At 48.4% G+C, this 21,461-nt stretch carries 19 protein-coding genes and 1 riboswitch; of the genes, 8 read left to right on the plus strand and 11 right to left on the minus strand.

Translation table 11 applies throughout. The features are described 5' to 3' along the window. The first annotated feature begins 406 nt into the window (after nucleotides 1–406). From BUB94_RS15190 to BUB94_RS15200, 3 genes are read left to right on the plus strand one after another with little or no spacing between them, the layout of a single operon-like run. A complete protein-coding gene (locus BUB94_RS15190; protein ID WP_073238626.1) occupies nucleotides 407–1,309 on the plus strand; it encodes a BRCT domain-containing protein in 903 nt (300 codons plus the stop codon). 17 nt (nucleotides 1,310–1,326) lie between these two features. Further along, entirely contained in the window at nucleotides 1,327–2,463 is a 1,137-nt protein-coding gene (locus BUB94_RS15195) for a type I restriction enzyme HsdR N-terminal domain-containing protein (RefSeq protein ID WP_073157690.1), read from the plus strand. After that, nucleotides 2,460–3,242 carry an ion transporter gene (locus BUB94_RS15200; protein WP_073157687.1) on the plus strand — a complete coding sequence of 261 codons (783 nt, stop codon included), beginning with the start codon at nucleotides 2,460–2,462 and terminating at the stop codon, nucleotides 3,240–3,242. Before BUB94_RS15195 ends, BUB94_RS15200 begins: the two co-directional genes overlap by 4 nt. Nucleotides 3,243–3,376: 134 nt before the next feature. On the opposite strand, the gene BUB94_RS15205 is transcribed toward BUB94_RS15200, so the two are convergent. The 3 genes from BUB94_RS15205 to BUB94_RS15215 all read right to left on the minus strand — a co-directional run bounded on the left by BUB94_RS15205 (nucleotide 3,377) and on the right by BUB94_RS15215 (nucleotide 4,989). Continuing rightward, nucleotides 3,377–3,793, minus strand: coding sequence for a putative toxin-antitoxin system toxin component, PIN family (locus BUB94_RS15205; protein WP_073238630.1), 417 nt, complete (start codon nucleotides 3,791–3,793; stop codon nucleotides 3,377–3,379). Beyond that, nucleotides 3,790–4,011 carry a hypothetical protein gene (locus BUB94_RS15210; RefSeq protein WP_073238670.1) on the minus strand — a complete coding sequence of 74 codons (222 nt, stop codon included), beginning with the start codon at nucleotides 4,009–4,011 and terminating at the stop codon, nucleotides 3,790–3,792. Before BUB94_RS15210 ends, BUB94_RS15205 begins: the two co-directional genes overlap by 4 nt. 231 nt (nucleotides 4,012–4,242) lie before the next feature. Beyond that, nucleotides 4,243–4,989 carry an acyl-CoA dehydrogenase family protein gene (locus tag BUB94_RS15215; protein ID WP_073238633.1) on the minus strand — a complete coding sequence of 249 codons (747 nt, stop codon included), beginning with the start codon at nucleotides 4,987–4,989 and terminating at the stop codon, nucleotides 4,243–4,245. On the opposite strand from BUB94_RS15215, the gene BUB94_RS16960 reads away from it, so the two are divergent. Both BUB94_RS16960 and BUB94_RS15220 read left to right on the plus strand, forming a co-directional pair. Further along, nucleotides 4,939–5,175, plus strand: coding sequence for a hypothetical protein (locus BUB94_RS16960; protein ID WP_175549747.1), 237 nt, complete (start codon nucleotides 4,939–4,941; stop codon nucleotides 5,173–5,175). The genes BUB94_RS15215 and BUB94_RS16960 overlap by 51 nt on opposite strands. Then, nucleotides 5,159–5,554 (plus strand): type II toxin-antitoxin system VapC family toxin, encoded by a 396-nt coding sequence (locus BUB94_RS15220; RefSeq protein WP_073238636.1) that lies wholly within the window; start codon nucleotides 5,159–5,161, stop codon nucleotides 5,552–5,554. Before BUB94_RS16960 ends, BUB94_RS15220 begins: the two co-directional genes overlap by 17 nt. A gap of 195 nt (nucleotides 5,555–5,749) precedes the next feature. On the opposite strand, the gene BUB94_RS15225 is transcribed toward BUB94_RS15220, so the two are convergent. From BUB94_RS15225 to BUB94_RS15250, 6 genes are all read right to left on the minus strand, one after another. Next, on the minus strand, nucleotides 5,750–7,459 hold the full coding sequence (locus BUB94_RS15225) for an acyl-CoA dehydrogenase family protein (protein WP_073238639.1): 1,710 nt from the start codon (nucleotides 7,457–7,459) through the stop codon (nucleotides 5,750–5,752). A gap of 10 nt (nucleotides 7,460–7,469) precedes the next feature. Further along, on the minus strand, nucleotides 7,470–8,498 hold the full coding sequence (locus tag BUB94_RS15230) for an electron transfer flavoprotein subunit alpha/FixB family protein (protein WP_073157676.1): 1,029 nt from the start codon (nucleotides 8,496–8,498) through the stop codon (nucleotides 7,470–7,472). Between the two features lie 3 nt (nucleotides 8,499–8,501). Then, the gene (locus tag BUB94_RS15235; RefSeq protein ID WP_073238642.1) at nucleotides 8,502–9,383 is read right to left on the minus strand and encodes an electron transfer flavoprotein subunit beta/FixA family protein; all 882 of its coding nucleotides are present in this window, start codon (nucleotides 9,381–9,383) and stop codon (nucleotides 8,502–8,504) included. 279 nt (nucleotides 9,384–9,662) lie between these two features. Beyond that, nucleotides 9,663–11,123 (minus strand): hypothetical protein, encoded by a 1,461-nt coding sequence (locus tag BUB94_RS15240; RefSeq protein ID WP_139260270.1) that lies wholly within the window; start codon nucleotides 11,121–11,123, stop codon nucleotides 9,663–9,665. 57 nt (nucleotides 11,124–11,180) lie between these two features. Beyond that, a complete protein-coding gene (locus BUB94_RS15245) occupies nucleotides 11,181–13,202 on the minus strand; it encodes a TonB-dependent receptor (RefSeq protein WP_217653150.1) in 2,022 nt (673 codons plus the stop codon). Nucleotides 13,203–13,263: 61 nt separating this feature from the next. Beyond that, nucleotides 13,264–13,461, minus strand: a riboswitch (cobalamin riboswitch). 57 nt (nucleotides 13,462–13,518) lie between these two features. Further along, on the minus strand, nucleotides 13,519–14,664 hold the full coding sequence (locus BUB94_RS15250) for a sigma-54 interaction domain-containing protein (RefSeq protein ID WP_073157666.1): 1,146 nt from the start codon (nucleotides 14,662–14,664) through the stop codon (nucleotides 13,519–13,521). Between the two features lie 315 nt (nucleotides 14,665–14,979). On the opposite strand from BUB94_RS15250, the gene BUB94_RS15255 reads away from it, so the two are divergent. Further along, entirely contained in the window at nucleotides 14,980–17,106 is a 2,127-nt protein-coding gene (locus BUB94_RS15255; RefSeq protein ID WP_073238659.1) for a glutamine synthetase III family protein, read from the plus strand. 71 nt (nucleotides 17,107–17,177) lie between these two features. Here the strand turns inward: BUB94_RS15255 and BUB94_RS15260 are convergent, their stop codons facing one another. After that, nucleotides 17,178–18,416 carry an aminotransferase class V-fold PLP-dependent enzyme gene (locus BUB94_RS15260; protein WP_073238661.1) on the minus strand — a complete coding sequence of 413 codons (1,239 nt, stop codon included), beginning with the start codon at nucleotides 18,414–18,416 and terminating at the stop codon, nucleotides 17,178–17,180. Between the two features lie 132 nt (nucleotides 18,417–18,548). Here BUB94_RS15260 and BUB94_RS15265 point away from each other — a divergent pair, with 132 nt between their 5' ends. Beyond that, nucleotides 18,549–19,940, plus strand: a complete 1,392-nt coding sequence (locus BUB94_RS15265; protein ID WP_254793759.1) for an FISUMP domain-containing protein — start codon at nucleotides 18,549–18,551, stop codon at nucleotides 19,938–19,940. Nucleotide 19,941: 1 nt separating this feature from the next. Next, the gene (epmA, locus tag BUB94_RS15270) at nucleotides 19,942–20,922 is read left to right on the plus strand and encodes an EF-P lysine aminoacylase EpmA (RefSeq protein ID WP_254793760.1); all 981 of its coding nucleotides are present in this window, start codon (nucleotides 19,942–19,944) and stop codon (nucleotides 20,920–20,922) included. Here the strand turns inward: epmA and BUB94_RS15275 are convergent. After that, a complete protein-coding gene (locus tag BUB94_RS15275; RefSeq protein ID WP_073238667.1) occupies nucleotides 20,919–21,425 on the minus strand; it encodes a TlpA family protein disulfide reductase in 507 nt (168 codons plus the stop codon). The two genes, epmA and BUB94_RS15275, sit on opposite strands and share 4 nt — an antisense overlap. Between the last annotated feature and the right edge of the window lie 36 nt (nucleotides 21,426–21,461).

The raw sequence follows: 21,461 nt of genomic DNA on the forward strand, positions 1-21,461 counted from the left end.
GAACAATCGGCCGAGAAAACGACTTGGATTTCTCACCCCATTAGAGTATATTTCTAGGCAAGTTAAACAAATTTACTTGGCGACTTAAATTCGCCAATTATATTGTGAATGTATAAGCATAAGAGGTTTTTATAAGGATTTGATGCATTTTTGACATATAGAGCTTTGCTCTTGTTCATCACCTGAAATCGGCAAAATTTCACATCACGATAGAATGAGTAGCAGACGCTCACGTCCAGAAATGGGCGTGGGTCGTTTGTGTTTATTTCGTGGTAGGCTTTGCCGAGCCTCAGGTGAGATTGCACTTACGCACCCACGCTTTTTTTGTTTGGTAAAATGTGCAAGTTGAAGTTCTTTAGTCTTTTTGCAAAAGAATCTTACCCTAAAACCATATGGGAAATGATTTATGGAAGGCATTGAAAAGAATACAGAACTTGACGTTGATGGTCAGCCGTTGAATGGCAATTTTAATAGAGTGCGCAACAGAAATAAAGCTGCAGCAACTCTTTACGGCGTATTGAATGGAATTACGGCGGACCAACAATTAAATGACACAGAAATATTATTCCTTCAGGTCTGGCTTGAACAGCAAAGCGAAATGAAAGGAGATATCCTTGATATTTATGATGCCGTAAAGGCTGCTTTGGAAGATGGTGTGATTACAAGTGAGGAACGTGAAGATTTAAAATGTCTTCTAGATGATTGTCTCGAATTTTCGGAAAACGTCTTTGAAAGTGATGTTGAGGTAAATCAGTTTGTGGGCTTTTTGAAAGGAATTTCAGCTGATGGTATAATAAACAAAGCTGAATTTGAAAGACTTAAACAGTATGTGTTTAATGCACCTTTGAAACTTCAAAAAACGTTCCCATTCAATATTGTGTATGATAGAATCAATATGATTCTAAGGGATCAGGTTGTGGATGATGCGGAACTTAAGGAATTGAATACCCTTGTCTCTGACATTGTTGGAACCCACTTTACAGAAGACGGTGATGCTATTGGTGGTGCAACGTCTCTATTTAATGATCCCATATCGGGAAGCTTAAATGGTAAAAATATTTGTTTTACGGGAAAGTTTATTTCCGGAAGTCGTAAGCAAGTTGAGTCAAAGGCCGCTAGCCTTGGAGCTATCCCACAAGGTAGTGTTACCAATTCTACGGATTATGTAGTGATTGGAACAATGGTCAGTCGAGATTGGATCCATGAATCATCGGGACGTAAAATTGAAAAGGCCGTAGGTCTTAAAAAGAAAGGTGCCCCGATCTTTATTACAAGTGAACAGACTTGGAATGAATTTATAACAGAATAATATCAGAAGGAGTAAAAATGAAAAATCTTAACGCTCTTGTTGAGAAGTATAAGTCTCTCACCCTAACGAACGAACTTAATAATGAGGAGGCTGTAAAAAATTACATCATCCGAAACATGGTGGAACGAGTGTGGGGGTATGAATATGGTGCTGGTGTTGATTGCTATAAGGTTGAAGTAGAGTTGCCTCAAATTGGAGCTAAGGTAAATCATAGTCGTTGTGATTATCTTATTCAAACAGCGAATTACAAGTGCATTATTGAGGCGAAACGTCTTTCGGAAGATGTTGAAAATCAAAAGCATATTGATGAACTGGCTTCCTATGTGCAGAACATGCTTGTCGAAGTTGGAATTTTGACAAACGGACGTAAATGGTCCTTCTTTATCGCAGATGCTGCTAGTCATGTCATGGAGAAATCTCCGTTTAAAACGATAGATTTTGAAAAGATTTCGGATGAGGATAAAAAGTATCTTCTGGATCTTTTTAAGAAGCCTGGCGCTGATTTAGCGAAGATTCGCTCTGCCTACGAAGAGGGTAAGAAAAAAGCTGAAGAACAAAATCTTATGGCGAAAATTGAAGCGGCAATTATGGAAGAACGTAAATATCTTTCCGAAGATGAGAAGAAACATATCATCCGTAAAGTTGAGCCTGGCGTTAATGTCGTCAATCAAAATAAACTTGATAGCTACGAGAATTATTTTCAGGCCGCCATGATGAATATTGTGGAAAAGGAAAAGGCCAAGTATAAAGCAGAAGCGGAAGCAGAGGCAGCTCGTTATAAGAATGATATTGAATCCGAAGAACTTATGGTATATTCTATTGTTCTTGGTCTTCTTGCTGATAAATATGATACATCAATTATCAATTTGAGCGATTTCAATAGTGGTCTTCTTGCAAAAGTTCATTTTAACGGGCCTAAATCTGGTCAGCCGATTCTTTGGATCATTGGAAAAATTATCGACAACAAGTATCGTTTTGAAGGTATTGCATTTCCTAAGGCTGACGGGGCGCAAGGTGATACAATTGCTCTAGTTGATCCCAAGGAAATTTTTGTTCACAAAGATCGAGTTCGTGCGGAAGCGGAAATAAGCTTTGCTGGACCTCGAGTCAAAGAATTAAAATCTGAAAATCTTGCAACAGAATCTTCCGTATGAATCATATAGTTGAAAGCAAATGGTTCCAGTTAATCGTAATGTTCTTCATTACGGTTAACGCCATTGTCCTAGGTTTAGAAACGATTCCTACGGTAATGGATTCTTGTGGAAAAATTCTTGATATCATAGATTCCTTTTGCTTGGGAGTCTTTGCCTTAGAAATCATTATAAGAATCATAGCTGGACGAAGTCGTTTTTTCGTATCTGTGTGGAACTGGTTTGATGTTTTAGTTGTCGCAATATCGTTTATTCCTGTTACGGGGTGTGTCTCAAGTCTTCGTGTTGTTCGTTTGCTGAAACAATTTCGGGCAATGAGATTGGTTAGCTCGGTAAAAACAATGCAGGTTATCGTAAACGCAATATTCAAGAGCATTCCGAGTCTAGGATATGCAGGATTGTTAATGCTGGTAACCTTGTACATATACTCTGTAATAGGAGTGAATCTTTATGCGGATGTTATCTATGATGATATCCAACCGTTTGCTGATATAGGAACTGCAATGTTGACCTTGATAATTACCACAACTTTTGAAGGTTGGGGAGATCTCTTACGTGGGTTGATGGTTGTCCATCCTTATGCATGGATTTACTTGATTAGTTTCATTGTGATATCGGCGCTTATTATGCTCAATATTGTTGTTGGCATTGTTGTGAATTTTGTCAGCGAATCATATGAAGCGAAAAATGAAAACAATACTATGGATGTACAAAAGGAACTTGCAGTTGTTCAGGAACACCTGGATAATGTGAAACGTTCCCTAAACATAGGCAAAAACTAAATGCGTAAAAATTGAACGAAAAAAGACCCCGACTCCTATGAGTCGAGGTCTTTTACTTCCGTTATGCAGCCAGTATCTCGCCGGCTTTATAGCATTCCGCCAGGTATTCGCGAGATTGGTAGAAAAGGTCGGAATTATAATTCAGGATTTTGAAGCATTGCGGAGAACTCTTGCAGGCTCTTCAAAATTAACTTCGGAAAATCTATTTCTCGGAGAATGTTGAAATGAGTGTCGTTGGAAACAATGAATGTGGCGTTTCCGGCAATTGCGCAATCGACGAACTTGTTGTCGTCTGGATCGTCTTTGATTAGGTTGAATCTGAAAAAAGTATCAATAAGTTCTACAGATGGAGCGTTCAGTAGAGTCTGGATTACGTTGGAGGCAATTGTCGAATTTGTTCTTTGTGCAATGATTTCCTCATATTCTTCTAGGACTTCATTTGACACGCAAAGAGTGTATTTACCTTCTTGCAGTCCCCGCCAAACATTGAAATAGGCACCCCTTTTGGAAAGGGATGCTAAAAGACAGTTTGTATCAAGAACGATTCTCATACATTCTTGTAGGGGGTTCGAAGATGTTCGTTCAAAATGGATTCGTTTTTCTTGTCGTCCCACTCGCCGGATTCCCACAGTGCGTCCATATCATTTTCTACACGCTTGGCGAAAACATCCGTCAAGGCAACGCGAATCTCTTCCAGGGACTTGGAATCCTTGGCGAAGGAAAACATCTTCAAAAGATGCAGCTGTGTCGGGTTTAGTGTGGTATCCATAAGAATCTCCATGAATATTCAAAAAGAATATACATTATTTAATGACGATAAAAAAGACCCCGACTCCTGTGAGTCGAGGTCTTTTAAGTTTTAAGGGAGATCCCGGCTCAAGGCCGGGATGACATCCATTAACTGTGCGGAGCCTGTCGGCGATAAGCAACTTCGTTGCTTTGATAACCGGCTCGGAAATGACTAAATAAATTTAGTCGCTTCACTCGCCTTAGTTATCAATTAAGCCTTGTAATCAGCGATCTGTTCTGCAGTCATGCCCATGATGAAGTTGGAGTGCTTCATCACTTCGGCTTCAGCAAGGTTCAGGTAAACCTTGGCGCTCTTGCCGAACAGTTCTGCGTTTGCAGAAGCGTCGCGGATAAGGAGCTGAGCCATGACGCAGTTACCGGCCATTTCGTACAGGCGGCGGCTGCAGAGGTCCAGGAACTCGTTGTTTTCTGCGGCCTTGACGTAGTCGATGGCTGCCTTGAACTTGTCGTCCATAGCCTTTGCGCGGGCCTTGAGGCTTTCGAATTCCGGTGCAACAGCGGCTGCTTCCAGTTCGTCGAGCATGGAAGTGTAGGTGCCGGTGGTGATGTGCGGAAGGGCAGCAACAACCTGGAGCTGGGTAGTACCTTCGTAGATGGAGGTAATACGAGCGTCGCGGTAGAGGCGCTGGCAAGCGTATTCCAGCATGTAGCCGGAACCGCCGTGAACCTGGATGCTGTCGTAGCTGTTGATGTTGGAGTATTCGGCATTCATGCCCTTGGTGAGCTTATGATGGTGGGGGGAGGTTTCCCCCTCGCTGCAGCTCCGGCCCCGCCCCGCAACGCTCTGCTTGCCTGTATTCTCGAGATTGGTAGAAAAGGTGGCTGACTTGTCCTTTGCTTTCGATTTGTGTATATTTGTCTTTGAACGAATCGCAAGGAGGATTGTATGAGTAATGCTCTCGCAGAAGAAATCAGTGAACTCTCGTATGAAGATCAACTTGATCTTCTTATGTTTATTGTATCCTCTTTAAAGTCAAAGAAAAAGAATGTTGAAGAAAATGCTGCACAACGTTTTCTAAAGCTCTCTATGGACGATCCTCGCAGTGCTGAAGAAATCATTGCCGATATGAGAAACGCCAACCAGTCTGTTCGTTTCGGAGAGAGTAATGTCCTTTTTGATTGATACCAATATTTTGATTTACCGACTTAAGAATGTTGGAAATGTGAATGAAAATTTTATTCGCAATCAGGATTCAACGATGCTGATTTCTGTTGTTTCTTATGGCGAACTTGTTTTTGGTGCGGAAAAATCGTCTAATCGTGAAAAGAATATGAAGACGGTTGAGGCTATCAAGTCCATTTTTCCGATGCTGGATGTTAATTCGAAGATAATGTCTTGTTTTGGGCGACTAAAAGCTACGCTACAGAAAACTGGTAAAAATGTTGATGATATGGATTTGCTGATTGCCGCAACAGCAATGGTGAACAATTTAACCTTAGTAACTCATAACACTAAACATTTTGAAAATATCCCGGGCCTCTCCTTTACAGATTGGTATTAGAAGTTTTTTTAAAGATGCGATAAAAAAGACCCCGACTCCTGTGAGTCGAGGTCTTTTTTAAATGCTAGATTCCCGCTTTCGCAGGAATGACATCCCGTGCAGGACCTTCGCGATGCACTGCGCGGCGCTAGTCCGCGCGGTACCAGCAGACGGCGTAGCCGCGGTTATATCTCTATAACCTTTAACCTATAAGCTTTAGGCTTTATAGTCAGCGATCTGTTCTGCAGTCATGCCCATGATGAAGTTGGAGTGCTTCATCACTTCTGCTTCAGCGAGGTTCAGGTAGACCTTGGCGCTCTTGCCGAACAGTTCTGCGTTTGCAGAAGCGTCGCGGATAAGGAGCTGAGCCATGACGCAGTTACCGGCCATTTCGTACAGGCGGCGGCTGCAGAGGTCCAGGAACTCGTTGTTTTCAGCGGCCTTGACGTAGTCGATGGCTGCCTTGAACTTGTCGTCCATAGCCTTTGCGCGGGCCTTGAGGCTTTCGAATTCCGGTGCAACAGCGGCTGCTTCCAGTTCGTCGAGCATGGAAGTGTAGGTGCCGGTGGTGATGTGCGGAAGAGCTGCAACGACCTGGAGCTGGGTAGTACCTTCGTAGATGGAGGTAATACGAGCGTCGCGGTAGAGGCGCTGGCAAGCGTATTCCAGCATGTAGCCGGAACCGCCGTGAACCTGGATGCTGTCGTAGCTGTTGATGTTGGAGTATTCGGCATTCATGCCCTTGGTGAGCGGAGTGCCGGCGGATGCCAACTTGTTGTACAGCTTCAGTTCAGCCTTTTCTTCGTCAGTGAGCTTGCGGGTGCGTTCGATATCTTCAAGAGACTTGTAGATGTCGACGTAGCGAGCTGTCTGGTAAAGGAGGGCGCGGCCAGCGTCCAGGCGAGCCTTCATGTTGGAAAGCATTTCGTAGACGCCGGGGAAGTTGATGATAGCCTGGTTGAACTGCTTACGGTCCTTGGCGTAGGCGAGTGCTTCGTCGTAGGAAGCCTGGCTGATACCCACTGCCTGTGCAGCGATACCGAGACGTGCACCGTTCATGAGGGCCATCACGTACTTGATAAGACCGAACTTGCGGCGGCCGCAGAGTTCTGCCTTAGCATTCTTGTAAACCAGTTCGCAGGTCGGAGAACCGTGGATACCCATCTTGTTTTCGATACGACGAACATCGACGCCACCGTCGCGCTTGTCGTAGATGAACATGGAAAGACCGCGGCCATCCTTGGTGCCTTCTTCAGAGCGGGCAAGAACCAGGTGAATGTCGGAGTCGCCGTTGGTGATGAAGCGCTTCACGCCGTTCAGGTACCAGCACTTGTCTGCTTCGCTGTAGGTTGCCTTCAGCATAACACGCTGCAGGTCGGAACCGGCATCGGGTTCGGTCAAGTCCATGGACATGGTTTCGCCAGCGCAGATACGCGGGACGAAACGAGAACGCTGGTCTTCATCGCCGAATTCGTACAAAGTTTCGATACAGTCCTGAAGGGACCAGATGTTTTCGAAACCTGCGTCGCCGGCAGCGATCATTTCGTTAATGGCGGTGTAAGCAGTTACGGGGAAGTTCAGGCCACCGAAACGACGGGGCATGGTAACGCCGCAAAGGCCTGCCTTTACGGTAGCTTCCAGGTTTTCGTAAGTCTTGCTTGCGTAGCGGACGCGGCCGTTTTCGCAATGAGGACCTTCTGCATCAACTGCTTCTGCGTTGGGTGCGATCACGTTAGAAACGATGTCGCCAGCCAGTTCGCAAACCTTGTTGTAGTTGTCGATTGCGTCGGCGTAGTCGGCCGGAGCGTAATCGGACTTTTCTTCATTAGCAAAGCCATTTTCCCTGAGTTCCACAATGCGGTTCATCAAGGGGCTGCTTTCAATATTGAACTTAATCTCTGGATGGTCAGTATAAAAATTTGCCATAGAGCTTCACCTACTTGTTGTTAGCCTTGTAGTACTTGATTAACTTGGGAACCACTTCTTCAACGTTGCCGTTGATGACGTAGTCAGCAATTGCATTGATCGGAGCATCCGGGTCATTGTTCACGGAAATGATAATGCCGGAATCCTGCATACCAGCGATGTGCTGGATCTGGCCGGAAATACCGCAAGCAATGTAAACCTTGGGGCGGACGGTGAGGCCGGTCTGACCGATCTGACGGTCATGGTCGGCAACGAAGCCTGCGTCGATTGCAGCGCGGCTTGCACCAACTTCGCCGTGGAGTTCCTTGGCCAGTTCGAACAGCATGTCGAAGTTTTCCTTGGAGCCCATGCCGTAACCACCGGCGACCACGATGGGAGCGCTCTTCAGGTTGTTCTTGGCGGCTTCAACGTGGCGTTCCAGAACCTTCACCACGTATTCAGCTTCGGGAACGTACTTGGCTACGTCGTGCTTTACGACTTCGCCCTTGTAGTTCGGGTCCTTGATTTCCTTCTTCATCACGCCTTCACGGACGGTAGCCATCTGCGGGCGGTGTTCCGGGTTCACGATGGTAGCAACGATGTTACCGCCGAAAGCCGGGCGAATCTGGCAAAGCTGATTTTCGTAGAACTTCTTGACACCGCCGATGCTCATTTCGAAGCTGTCGATTTCGAGTTCGGTACAGTCTGCGGTCAGACCACTGTGGGTGGCGGCAGAAATGCGGGGGCCAAGGTCACGACCAATCACGGTTGCACCCATGAGGCAGATCTGGGGCTGTTCTTCCTTGAACAGGTTGATCACGAGAGATGCATGGGGATTGGTGGTGTAGGGGAACAGGCCTTCAGCGTCGAACACATGAACCTTGTCAACGCCGTAGGGGAAAACCTGCTTTTCGATGCCGTCGATACCGGAGGCGGCGCAAATGCATTCCAACTGGACACCCAGGGTGTCGGCCAGCTTACGGCCCTTGGAGAGCAATTCGAGGGAAACGTCCTTAACGGTAGTCCCTTCAATTTCGCAATATACAAATACGTTATTCATAGGTTAACCGATAATCTTTCCTTCTAAGAGTTCCTTGATCAGGCCTTCCACATCTTCATCGCTAGCGGTGAGGGTGCGGCTTTCCTTGGCCTTGAACACAATGTTCTTCACAGCCTTCACGTTGGTCGGAGAACCGGCCTTACCGATCTGAGCAGGATCTGCCTCGATGTCGGCTGCACCCCACTGGGCAATGTTCAGGTAGGGCTTTTCAGCGATAAGGGCTGCATACTTTTCTGCGGCTTCGGGAGCACGTTCGGCAACTGCGGTTGCGTTCTTGTACTTCATGACGCGCTTTGCGTTGCGGGGGCGGCAGGGAGCTGCGGAACCGTTGACGGTCACGACCAGCGGGAGCGGTGCTTCCACGGTTTCAACGCCACCGTCGATAAGACGGCGGATAACGACCTTGCGAGCGCTTTCGTCGAGAGAAAGAATTTCTTCGGCGTAGGTCACCTGGGTAAGGCCCAACTTCTGGGCGATCTGGGGACCGACCTGTGCGGTGTCGCCATCGATTGCCTGACGGCCGCAGAGGATGATGTCGTAGTTGCCAACCTTCTTGATGGCCTGAGCCAGGGTGTAGCTGGTAGCCAGGGTGTCTGCACCGCCGAGGGTACGGTCGGTAACGACGAAGCCTTCGTCAGCGCCGCGATAGAGAGATTCGCGAACGACTTCTGCAGACTTGGGAAGACCCATGGTCACAACGGAAATGGTGGAGCCGGGGAACTGGTCCTTCAGACGGAGGGCCTGTTCCAATGCATTCAGGTCTTCAGGATTGAAGACTGCAGGCAAGGCAGCACGATTGATGGTACCCTGTTCCGTCATGGCGTCGGGACCCACGTTTCGTGTGTCAGGAACTTGCTTAGCAAGTACAACGATTTTTAGACTCATAATGATATTTCTTTAGCGGGTTCAAACCGCCAAGTGGTTAGTTTAATGTTATTTGGGCCAAATGTACCTTTTTGGTGGAAATCGTCAAAGTCGAAATTCTTAAATGGATCCGAAAAATTGGTCAAACATCATTGTTTTTGCTACGAAAAGATGATATTTAACTTGCAAAGTATATTTTTGAGAATAATGTAGGGCGGTTCGTTCTGAATAAAAAGAAACCCTTCGATTTTTTCGAAGGGCCTCCTTGTCTCCTAACCAGTTTTACCTGGGTCTATGCAATTAGTCTGCAACCTTGACGGCGCAGAATTCCTTGGTGTCGATCAGCTTCACGGAAGAACCGTTGGAGGTGCTGATCAGTTCCAAAACGGGAGAGCCGTAGTAGGCGACCCATGCGGTGGAGGCACTTGCGGCGACCATGTCGTAGGGGTTCTTGCCGGAGGCGATGGACTGCCATGTAGCGGAACCGTCTGCGGTGTTGATCTTTGCGATGGTAGCTGCATCGCCACGTTCCATCAGGAAGAGCTCGCCGTTTACTGCGGCCAGCCTGGAATCCTGGTAGAAGTCGGTACCTTCGGATTCGGAGTCTGCGTAATCAACATAAAGTGCTCCGGTGTTGTAGTCAGAAACGAATACATAGGGAACGCCGTTGATTGCCTTGATGCTGTAGGGCTGACGATATTCTTCAAGTTCGGGATCGAGATCGGAAATGTATTCCAGAGTGGTTCCGTCGTAGGCATAGACGTTGTTGTGCATTTCGAAGGTGTCCCAGTCCAGGAAACGTTCGCCGATGTAGAGGATACCCTTGGTGGCGTCAAATTCCAGACTGCCTTCAGGATCCTTCAGCTCGCTTTCGCCGATGGTCTTGATGACAGAACCTGCAGAAAGGTTGATTTCCACAATTTTCGGGGTGACTCCGTAGGCATTATAAATCAAGGTATAGCCCTTGCTGTTCTTGGCATCTACAACGAAATCGTTGACGCCACCGCCCAACTTTGTTCCTGCAATGAAGAGGCTGGAGGTCTTCTTGGAAAGGTCAACCTTTTCGATGCCGCGGTTGTTGTCGGCGGGGAGGCTGTAGCCTGCACCATAAGCACCTGCGGTTGCCACATAGACATTGCCACCTGCAACCTTCACAGCGGAAGGATTTTTGGTGGCAAGCTGGATGGTGTCCAAAAGGGTGCCGTCGCTCAACTTATACATGGCAAGCAGACCATTGTGAGTAATGCTGTAGTCGGAGTTCTGGCGCTGGAACACAGCGAACAGAGTGTCGCCGGAAACTTCAAGGTCGGCCAGGTTCGGGGTGGTGTTTGCGTATTCAACAGGCTTTACTTCTTCGCTGGAGGAAGATTCGGAAGCTTCGGAAGAACTGGATTCCTGAGTTTCGCTTGAAGAAGAATCGCCCTTGCTGTTGGAGGATTCACTCTTGCTATCGGAAGATTTGTCGTCCTTTGTTTCAGAAGAACTGGACTTGCCTTCATCATTATCTTTCTTGACGGAGGAACTGGACTTATTTTCGTCCTTGCTATCCTTTACGCTGCTGGAAGACTTTGCGTCGCCCTTCTTGCTGCTAGAAGAGGAGGGCTCGTCGTCGGCACTGGAAAGGTCTTCGTCTAGGCAGTCCTCGTTGTCAAGGCAGGAAATTTCCGGACCGTTGCTGGATGCGCTGTTGTCGTCGCCGCAGGCGCCGAAGAATAGGGCGAAGCTTGCTGCTGTAAGGAGGGTGAGTATCTTGCGATTCATGTCGTTTCCTTTTTTGGGGGTTGACATTCCCGGTTTGAACGGGAAATGTTTTGGAGGTTAGAATTTTTGTAAAAGAGTGAAATGCCATTCCCTACCCGGAGTGGGGTTCGGGGCAAAAATGTTTGTGTAGGTTTCGTCTGAAATATTTGTAATGCCTAAAATCAAACGGGTGGTTTCCCAGGGGGCGAAGCCCAGTGCTGCGTTATACCTGGCGACGGGGGGCTGCCTTATTTTGTTTAACCTGTCCGTGTAAATCCGAGTTCTATAGTTTACGTCAAGAGCCAAGTCGAAGTGCAGCGGCAAATAGAACTTTCCTTCAACATAGTAGCTGTGTACGGGTTCGCTTGGCAAAATCTTGCTGTTGTACATTCTTACCTTGCTTTCGTCCCTTGGATCCTGGATTGTGCCGCGGATTGTGGTCTCGAAGAAGTTGGCGGGCCTGCTGTTTAATTCCAGCTCGATGCCTTGAATACTGGCGTCATCTACATTGAAAGCCTTCATTGTGTTTGTGCTGACGGTCCAGAAAATTCCATTTTCCAATTGAGTGTCAAAGTAAGTGGCGCGTAGGGTGCTTTTTTTGGAAGGACTTTGTACAAATCCGCCTACTTCAAAACGAACAGCGGTTTCGTCTTTCAACTTGGGATTGGAAAGCACTCCCTGGTACACACCGTAAAGTTCCATCAGTTGAGGTTGTCTATAATAACGACCGATGCTGATGTTTCCGCCAAACCAACCGTCCTTCTTGCCGAATTTTGCCTGGACCATTCCTGCGAAACTAAGGTCTCGATCTTCCGCATCGCTGATAATTGCCGTGCCTGTAGGCATAAGGAACTTTCCGCCATCAATTTCGTCATTGGTCTTGAGAATGTTTCCCTCTGCAAAGAGGCTTAGCCATTTCGTAAGGGCGAATTCTCCGTTGGCGGCGATGGAACCTGTATAACGTGCAATTCCAAAATCCTTGATAGTTCCGCGAGCTTCCCATTTTTCAGCGGAAGCGCCGAGCCGTACGGAACTCTCGAAACGGTCGAGAATCAGCGTGCCGGTGAGTTCAGGAATCAGTCGGTATCCTGCTAAACCGTAGTGGATAAAATCGGGGTAACTGTAGCCGATGTAATCCAGGGGGTAATAGGATGCAGAAACATTTTTTTCAAATTTCCCAGAAACGCCAGCTTCTAGCAAGAGACTCTGCCACAAAATGGGTGCCTCTAAACGGTAGGAAACCTGTGCGTTGTCGCCTACGAACTCGGCCACCTTGGTCTGTGAACTTTCGTGTCCCGGGTTGCCTGACTCGGTATGGGTGACGCTGGCCGAAATCGTAGAAAAGAAGTCACCCTTGTGAAGTATGCGGTATTGCAGGTTTCCGGAGTATTCCGTGAACTCGGCGTTCTCCCGTTTGTCGGTAAAATCGTCATCCGTGTTGTAGGCGGTTCCGTTTCGATTCAGGAATTCGTAATCGTTGTCGCTGTGCCGTGCGGAAAGTGTCGCGGAAAATTGAATGCTGTCCTTGGGACTTGCGGAAACTTGTGCAGAACCTTCGAAAGAATTGTGGGAACCGATGGTTGCGAGAATGCGCCCTGTGGTGCCTTTGCTTCCGTTTTTGCGGATGGCTGATTTTGTAACGAAATTGATTGCTCCGCCGAGACCTGCTCCGCCGAACTTTGCGGGAACGCGGTCCTTGTAGACTTCGATTTTTTCGATGTTGTTTAAGTCGATGACGCCTAAATCGGCTGCTCCGCCACCTGCGTCGTTGACGGGAACTCCATCAATGCAAATCAAAACGTTTCTTGCCGCCACGCCACGGATACTTACGGTCTGGAAGCTGCCCATACCGCCTTGCTTGTAACTTTGAATGCCGGGGAGTGCAGAAAGGACTTCCGCTGCGGAAAGTCCGCGGCCTTCCCAGGAGTCGGGCTTGATTTCTTCGTAACTGGGGGCTACATCGGCGGGTGTTGGGGGAGGTTCGACAATTTCGGAGACCCCTAAATCCTGTATTTCGGCTGCGTTTGTGATGCTAGTGATTACACCCAAGGCAAACGCAAAAAACGTAAACGCAAAAAGCGTTTGGCGTGTTTTCTGCATAACGCAAAAACGAACCGCATCTATTGCGGTTGTTGGGTTGGATGTCTCTCGCATCGATCCTCTACAAGTTTTCCGTTTTTGCAGTTCTTCTGACTCGGGGATCGTCCTACTTCCGGCTCCTTCGCAGAGGGATTGGCTACCTTCCACTGGTTTTGAAATTATGCCGGTTTCGTACTCCCATACAGCGGCGGGACCGTCCCGGATTTTCACCGGAGTTCTCTCTAAGGCTTTTCAGGGCACAAAAACTATGTTTACGCCGCTAATTTAGATAATTGCTGTAATAGTGTAAAGTTATAAAAACGTTCTATCGCTAGGTCTAGCCTTTGTCTATTTCGATTCCAAGACGGTTTATCTTGTAGTGCATTACGCGGGGGCTGATGTCTAGATCTCTGCCGGCGGCGCTCATGTTGCCCTTGTTGCGTCGGAGGGCCTCGGTTATGATTTCTTTTTCGTAGGAATCCAAAAGCGTTTCTAGCGAGGCGGTTCCTTCGGGTAAAAGGGCTGAACCGCTAGTGACGTCTGTTTGTAGTGTTGGTGGCAAGTCGTAGGCGTTGATTGCCACGTCAGTGGTGACGAGGCAGGCGTGTTCAATGCAGTTTTCCAGTTCGCGGACGTTGCCCGGCCAGTGGTAGCTCAGGAGCATGTCGATGGCGGGGGAGCTCAGACGAAGGATTTTCTTACCGTATTTCAAGTTCATCTTGGCGATGAAATGGTCCGCCAAAAGAAGAATGTCCGTTTTTCTTTGGGTTAAGTCGGGCAGGTTAATCTGAAAGATGTTTAAACGGTAATAGAGGTCTTCCCGGAACAGCCCTTGCTGCATCATGGCTTCCAAATTTTTCCCGGTACTGGCCATGATGCGGACGTCGGTGTGCTGGACGATGTTGCTGCCGAGGCGGCTGAAGCTTTGCCCTTGGATGAACTGGAGTAATTTCTTTTGGGCGGTGGGGGAGAGGTTGCCGACTTCGTCCAGGAATAGGGTGCCGCGGGCGGCAAGTTCTGCCTTTCCCAAATGACGGTTGGTGGCGCCTGTGAAGGCTCCTCGTTCGTAGCCGAAAAGTTCCGTTTCGAAGTTGTTGGCGATGGAATCGTTCAGGGAATCGCAATTCAGGGTGACGAAGGGGCCGTCCTTTCGGTCGGAGGTCTGATGGATGGCTCGCGCCACGTATTCCTTGCCGGTGCCCGCGTTTCCGCGGATGAGGACGACGGCGATGGTGGGGGCGATTTGCTTGACCTGCTTGGAAACTTCGCGCATTTCGCTGGTGTTTCCAATGAGTTCACCGGATCTACCTTCTATGACGTCACGGATTTTATTGCATTCCTCGTTGTGGAGGTTTTCTGCGACGCTAAAATTCTTTTGAAGGATGTTTTGGACTTCTGCAAGTTGCAAATCGCGCTTACGGACGGTCTTGAGAACGTCCGCTATTTCGACAAAAGCTGATGTCTTTAGCGCGTTAAAATCCACTCGCTGTCCTTTTGGCTTTTCGGTCCCGTTCGGGGTGGCCCGTTATGAAAATTGCTGCACCGAGGGACTTTTTAGGAGTACTCTGCCCTCAGTGCAGCATGTTCTAGGAGAGAAAAAATCTCAAATGACGCCGTAAATATACATAATTTTTGTTTGATGTTTTACTAAAATGTAAAAAATCTAACCTTTTTTACAAAAATGTAATGAAAAGAAGGCTTTTTTATAAAAAAAACAGATGAAATGCGTCTATGATGTTCCTAATTTTGCCTTCACAACGGTTTTCGCAACGCGGAACCGAACACAAGGAAAAACATTATGAGCACCTATAGAAAGAATACCATCGACGAAATCGCCAAGGCAAAGACCGCTCCGGTGAAGCCTGCCGAAACCGTCAACGTGGATTACTACGGCGAAGACGTGTTTAACGCCAACGCCATGAAGGTTTACCTGCCCAAGGATATTTGCAAGAAGCTTCTTGCCACTATCGAACAGGGTGCTCCCCTTGATCCGAACATCGCCGGCGAAGTTGCCCATGCCATGAAGAAGTGGGCCATGGATCGCGGCGCTACTCATTTTACTCACTGGTTCCAGCCCCTTACCGGCTCCACCGCCGAAAAGCACGATTCCTTCCTGGAACCGGATGGCCTCGGTGGCTGCGATGCTATCATGGTCTTTAGCGGCAAGAACCTGATCGTGGGCGAACCGGACGCTTCCTCTTTCCCCAGCGGCGGTATCCGTTCCACTTTCGAAGCTCGTGGCTATACTGCATGGGATCCCACTAGCCCCGCTTTCATCAAGCGTCACGGTAACGGAGCCACCCTCTGCATTCCTACTGCATTCTGCTCTTACACGGGCGAAGCTCTGGACAAGAAGACTCCGCTTCTCCGCTCCCTGCAGGCTCTTTCCAAGTCTACCGAACGCCTCATGAGCTGCTTCAAGGCTGGCAAGAAGAAGACCACCGTTACTCTGGGTGCAGAACAGGAATACTTCCTTATCGACAAGCGTTTCTACCTGCAGCGCCCGGACCTTTATCAGGCTGGCCGCACTCTGTTCGGTGCTGTTCCTGCAAAGCATCAGCAGATGGACGACCACTACTTTGGTTCGATTCCCGCCCGCATTCTAAACTTCATGAACGAAGTTGAAATGGAATTGTGGAAGCTAGGCATTCCCGCAAAGACCCGCCACAACGAAGTGGCTCCCGCACAGTTTGAATTGGCTCCCATGTTCGAAGAAGTGAACCTGGCTTGCGACCACAACATGCAAGTGATGGAAGTGCTTCGCAATGTGGCCGACAAGAACGGCCTAGTTTGCCTCCTTCACGAAAAGCCTTTCGCTGGCGTGAACGGCTCCGGCAAGCATAACAACTGGAGCGTTTCCTATGGTGCTGCGAATCTGCTGAACCCAGGCAGTAATCCTCACGAAAACGCTGTGTTCCTTACAACCCTTTGCGCTGTGATTTATGCCGTGGATTCTCATGCAGATTTGCTCCGTATGACTACCGCTGGCGCAGGTAATGACCATCGTCTGGGTGCTAACGAAGCTCCTCCGGCCATCGTTTCCATGTACTTGGGCGACCAGCTCATGGATGTTATTGAACAACTGGAACAGGGCGTACCCAAGTCCAGTAAGCAGGCCGGCGCTATGAAGCTTGGTTCCGATAGTTTGCCGCCGCTGCCTCGTGACGCTACGGACCGTAACCGCACCAGTACATTCGCCTTCACCGGCAACAAGTTTGAATTCCGCGCTCCGGGTTCCAGCCAGTCCTGCTCCGAACCTAACGTTGTGCTGAACACCATTGTTGCTGAAGCTTTCGACATGATTGCCGAACAGCTGGAAAAGTTGGATGACAAGAATTTCCACACCGGTCTCCAGAAGATTCTGCAGAAGATCGTGAAGGAACACAAGCGTGTCATCTTCAACGGTAACGGCTATACCGACGAATGGATTGCCGAAGCAGAACGCCGCGGCCTTCCCAACATCCGCACTTCTCTGGAAGCGTTGAAAGCTCTGAAGAACGAAGCCAACATTGCCCTCTTTGAAAAGTATGGTGTCATGAACCGCGTGGAAATGGAATCCCGCTACGAAGTGAACGTGGAAGATTACCACAAGCGCGTTCGCATCGAAGGTGAAATCTGCCGCGACATGGCCAAGAATATTATCTTGCCCAGAGTGGTGGAAGCATACTCCTGCGCTCTCAAGACCAACGAAATGGCTCTCAACCAGGGTTTCCCCGGTGTGGACGTTTACGCAAAGTCTTTGGGCGAAGGCTACCGCGACTTGACCGCTGCAATCTCCAAGATTGAATCCGCTCTCGAAGCTGAACACGAACATATTCTCGCTGCCATGGCAGAAACCCGTAAGGTAGTGGATGCTCTCGAAAAGGTTGTGTCCGACGAAATGTGGCCCCTGCCTAAGTATCGTGAGATGATGTTCATCTATTAAGATGAACGTCTTGCAAAATCCCCGACACTTACAACGAGTGCCGGGGATTTCTTCGTTAATGTCGTTGAACTTTATGCGAACAGTCTTACGACTCGTTTAATTCCTGCGATGAACCTGTCTACGTCACGTTCCAAGGTGTAGACGCCAAAGGAAAGGCGCAGGGTTGCGTCAACGCCGAACCTGTCCATGACAGGTTGAGCGCAGTGGTGGCCACTGCGCACGGCGACGTTCTCTTCATCGAGAATCATGGCGGCGTCGCTGACGGCGATTCCGTCTAGAGTTACGCTGATTAAAGCTCCGCGATTCTTGGGGTTGCCGAGCACCTTGATCTGCGGGATGGTTGCCAATTGCTCAAGAGCGTATGCAACAATCTTTTCTTCATGTTCGCGGATATTGTCCAGCCCAATTTCCTGAATCCATTCTACAGCCTTGCCCAAACCAAGGACTTCGGCGATGGCGGGAGTGCCTGCTTCAAAACGTTCAGGGACCTCTGCGTAAGTGGTCTTTTCGAAGGTGACGTTCTTGATCATTTCTCCACCGCCGTGCCAAGGTGGCATAGAATCTAACACGTCGTACTTACCGTAAAGAACGCCGATTCCTGTGGGTCCGTACATCTTGTGTCCGCTAAAAGCGATGAAGTCGCAGTCCAATTCCTGCACGTCAATCTTTAGGTGGGAAGAACTCTGTGCACAGTCAATCAAAATCTTTGCCTGGGGAGCGTTGCTGCGGACGGTCTTAATAATTTCCTTGATGGGATTTACCGTGCCCACGGCATTGCTTACATGGGTTACGGCCACCATCTTTACTTTTTCGGTTAGCAGTTCCGGTAGCTTACCCAAATCCAAATCTCCATCGTCCTTTACCGGGATGACCTTGATTTTTGCACCCTTCATTTCGGCAACGATTTGCCAGCTGACGATGTTTGCGTGATGTTCCAATCCGCTAATGAGAACTTCATCGCTTTCGTTAAAGAACTTGCGTCCGTAACTCCAGGCCACCAGATTGATGCTTTCGGTGGTGCCGCGGGTAAAGACGATTTCGTTTTCGCTCCTGGCGTTTATAAACTTGGCGATGTTCTTGCGGGTGGCTTCGTAGGCCTCGGTAGTGCGTGCGCTCAAACGGTAGACGCCGCGCTTTACGGAGCTGTAGTGTTCTCGGTAGAAGTCGTTCATGACATCGATAACGCATGCGGGCTTCTGGGTGGTGGCGGTGCTATCCAGGAATGCCAGGGGTTTAGCTTCCTTGTCGCCTGCCACGAGCATGGGAAATTCGCTACGGATTTTTTCTGCATCAAACTTTACATCAATCATATGTCCAAAAATAGAAATTGAAAAATGTTTAGAATTGTTTTGATGTCTTATAGAGCCGTGTTTTGTATATTTGGGGCTGAAAAAAATTAAAGGGTTATTGGTATGGTTTATAGACGTAAAAACATTTTTGTTATGACCGGGCTTGCATTGTCTTTTGCAGCGACTGCTTTTGCCCAACAGGAACTTCGTGACGCTGTGGATGCAGGCGATGTGGCTACTGTGCAGAAGATGGTGAAAAAAGGTCAAGTTGAGGAAATTTACTGCGGTGAACTTTCCCCCAACGATGCCGTAAAAGTTTATGAAAAGATTTTTAAGGCCATGCCTGGTGAATCTTTTGAAAGTTGCCCCAACCAGTTTGTGTATGGCTATGGTGTCAAGGCCTGCTCCAATGGCAAGGACATGGAAACATGTCTCAAGGTGACCAACAAATTGATTGCCGATGCTACGGCAGGAAATGCAAATGCCATTGAAACTCTTGGTTCCGTGGCAAAGTCCGCCTTGAAAACTAAGGCTTACGCGAAGCCTGTGAAGGAACAGGTGGACACGACCCTCTGGGTTCCTTGCGCGAAGAAAGGTAAGGCTCGCGAGGCTTGCATCGAGGAATGCTGGGCTCAGACAGATACCCTGCGTGGCGTGGAGCATAAACCGGTTTGCGATGCTGTTCCCGAACATTATGTGGATACGGTGATCACCATTTCTAAACCGTCTCCCCTTTACGAGGCTCTCCGTAATGGAATCGTGGATGGCTTCTGGAAAGTCCCCATGTCCGCTGCGGAACCTTTTGCAAAATTGATGCAGGCTAATGCCAAGGGTCTTTCGATTCCCGATTCTTCTGTAATCAGCGTTTCCTACGTGAACCAGTGGGCTGACAGGCACAAGGCCGACAGTTCCGCTCTTCCCGGTGGCGAGCTTTTCCGCTTCTGCTATATGTGGCAACCTCAGGTGGATTCCATCCTAGCTTCCAAGGAACTTGAAGCCCGTTGCCCTGTTTTTGAAACATTTGTGGATCCGCGTGATAACCAGAGCTACAAGGTGAAGGACATTAATGGTACCAAGTGGTTTGTACAGAACTTGGCTTACGTCATGGAAGACAAGTCTAAATGTTATGACGGAGAAGAAGAGAACTGCAAGGTCTTCGGACGTCTCTATTCCTATGATGGAGCTCAGGCGGCTTGCCCCGAAGGTTCTCACCTTTCTACTGATGACGAATGGAAAATGCTGGAAGTTTATGCCGGCGGTGCCAATGTAGCTGCCGAAAAACTTCGTAGCAATGGCTCTGACGATTACGCCTTTACCGTTCTCTTTGGCGGTTATGTCAACAAGAATAACATCTCTGTCATTCAGGGTGAGGGCGCATACTTCTGGACTGATGCTGACGTTGGTGATGGCCGCGGTGTGGCTCGTTCTATGTTCAGCACCGATAAGGAAGTTTCCTCTATGCCAGTGGACAAGGCTTTCTCCATGTCTGTCCGTTGCGTCATGAATCCTGTTGCCGGCGGTGATGCCGCTTCTACGGAAGAATAATATGATGGATGGTAAGGCTCCCGTTTCGTTTGCTCCCACCTGTTCTCGAGAGAATTGGCTGAAACGTCAATCCCTGATGAACAAGGTCCGCGAATTCTTTACTGCTCGAGGTTCTCTTGAAGTAGAAACGCCCACTCTTTCTAACGCTGGTGGAACGGATCCCCAGCTGGATTATTTTCAGGTGGGTGCCGCTGGTGAGCCTTTGCGTTTCATGATGACTAGCCCCGAATTCCACATGAAGCGATTGCTGGCTGCCGGGTTCGGCGACATTTTCCAGATTGCAAAATCTTTCCGTAAAGATGAATTCGGAAGCCATCATAACAATGAGTTCAGTATGGTGGAATGGTACCGCGTTGGCTGGCCTCAAGAAAAACTGATGGACGAAGTGGAAGCTTTGGTAAGTGAAATTCTCGGAAAGCCCATAAACGCTCGTCGCATCCGCTGGATCGATGCCTTTAAAAATTATGCCGGCGTTGACCCTTTCTGCAAAAATCTCGGGGACTTTGCCGAGGCTTGCCGCACTCGCGAAATTCCTGTTCCCGAAATGCAGTCCATGTCCCGCGAAGACTGGTGGGATTATCTGATGGTCTTTATAATTGAACCGGCTCTTGCAAGTAACGGACCTGAATTTATTCTGGATTATCCGCCCTCTCAGGCAGCTCTCGCTCAAACCTATGTGGATTCTGAAGGACTCACCTGGGCAAAGCGTTTTGAATTGTTTGTAGATCAGGTGGAACTTTGCAATGGATATACCGAGCTGACAGACGCTGTGGAGCAACGCAGACGATTTGATGCTGATCTGGAAATCCGCAAGACCATGGGTAAGCCTCTGCCTCCGATCGACGAACATTTCTTGGCCGGTCTAGAATCAGGCATGCCTGCCTGTTCTGGCGTCGCGTTGGGCTTGGACCGTTTGTTTATGCTTGCCATGGGTAAGGAAGAAATCGCCGATGTGATTTTGTTCCCCAGCCCTGTTGCCTAGCGCAGAATTTTATCTAGTTGATATCGCATTTCGTTTTTGTCGAAAATGCCCACGTTCACTTTGACGATACTATCTTGTTGGTTGACGAGGTAGCTGACTGGAAGGACGCCTGGATTTCCCAAGGCGTTCATGATGTCGTAATTCCAGTGAATCATTGTCCAGGGGAGTTCCGCCTTCTTTTTGTATCGGGCTGCTATAGTGGGGGAGTCGTCTTCGCTGATAAGCAGAATTTTAAGCCCCCTGTTGGTGTAGTCTAGGGAAATTTCCTTGAGGCTGGGAACTTCTGCCTGGCAGGCGGGGCACCATGATGCCGTAAGGACTATAAGGGTTGCCTCTCCTTTTTGCGTCCGATAGCTTGTGATGCTGTCCTTTTGCCCGATGAGGATCCCCTTGAAGTCTGAAATTTTTGAAGGCATGGTCTGGAATGAATCATGACCGCAGGCTACCAATAAGGTGGCCAGCGAAAACATTATCATTTTTATTATGGAACCAGACTTTTTCATTCTACTATCCTTAAAATAGTGTTTTTTGGAAGAATT

This window comes from Fibrobacter sp. UWH9 (assembly GCF_900129715.1).
In the GTDB taxonomy this organism is placed as follows: Bacteria; Fibrobacterota; Fibrobacteria; order Fibrobacterales; family Fibrobacteraceae; genus Fibrobacter.

Coding starts and splice junctions, on each gene's coding strand:
- BUB94_RS15210 (WP_073238670.1), bottom strand. CDS start 4,011: ATGGATACCACACTAAACCCGACACAGCTGCATCTTTTGAAGATGTTT.
- BUB94_RS15255 (WP_073238659.1), top strand. CDS start 14,980: ATGAGCACCTATAGAAAGAATACCATCGACGAAATCGCCAAGGCAAAG.
- BUB94_RS15260 (WP_073238661.1), bottom strand. CDS start 18,416: ATGATTGATGTAAAGTTTGATGCAGAAAAAATCCGTAGCGAATTTCCC.
- epmA (WP_254793760.1), top strand. CDS start 19,942: ATGATGGATGGTAAGGCTCCCGTTTCGTTTGCTCCCACCTGTTCTCGA.
- BUB94_RS15205 (WP_073238630.1), bottom strand. CDS start 3,793: ATGAGAATCGTTCTTGATACAAACTGTCTTTTAGCATCCCTTTCCAAA.
- BUB94_RS15225 (WP_073238639.1), bottom strand. CDS start 7,459: ATGGCAAATTTTTATACTGACCATCCAGAGATTAAGTTCAATATTGAA.
- BUB94_RS15265 (WP_254793759.1), top strand. CDS start 18,549: ATGACCGGGCTTGCATTGTCTTTTGCAGCGACTGCTTTTGCCCAACAG.
- BUB94_RS15235 (WP_073238642.1), bottom strand. CDS start 9,383: ATGAGTCTAAAAATCGTTGTACTTGCTAAGCAAGTTCCTGACACACGA.
- BUB94_RS15200 (WP_073157687.1), top strand. CDS start 2,460: ATGAATCATATAGTTGAAAGCAAATGGTTCCAGTTAATCGTAATGTTC.
- BUB94_RS16960 (WP_175549747.1), top strand. CDS start 4,939: ATGAGTAATGCTCTCGCAGAAGAAATCAGTGAACTCTCGTATGAAGAT.
- BUB94_RS15190 (WP_073238626.1), top strand. CDS start 407: ATGGAAGGCATTGAAAAGAATACAGAACTTGACGTTGATGGTCAGCCG.
- BUB94_RS15245 (WP_217653150.1), bottom strand. CDS start 13,202: ATGCAGAAAACACGCCAAACGCTTTTTGCGTTTACGTTTTTTGCGTTT.
- BUB94_RS15230 (WP_073157676.1), bottom strand. CDS start 8,498: ATGAATAACGTATTTGTATATTGCGAAATTGAAGGGACTACCGTTAAG.
- BUB94_RS15195 (WP_073157690.1), top strand. CDS start 1,327: ATGAAAAATCTTAACGCTCTTGTTGAGAAGTATAAGTCTCTCACCCTA.
- BUB94_RS15220 (WP_073238636.1), top strand. CDS start 5,159: ATGTCCTTTTTGATTGATACCAATATTTTGATTTACCGACTTAAGAAT.
- BUB94_RS15275 (WP_073238667.1), bottom strand. CDS start 21,425: ATGAAAAAGTCTGGTTCCATAATAAAAATGATAATGTTTTCGCTGGCC.
- BUB94_RS15240 (WP_139260270.1), bottom strand. CDS start 11,123: ATGAATCGCAAGATACTCACCCTCCTTACAGCAGCAAGCTTCGCCCTA.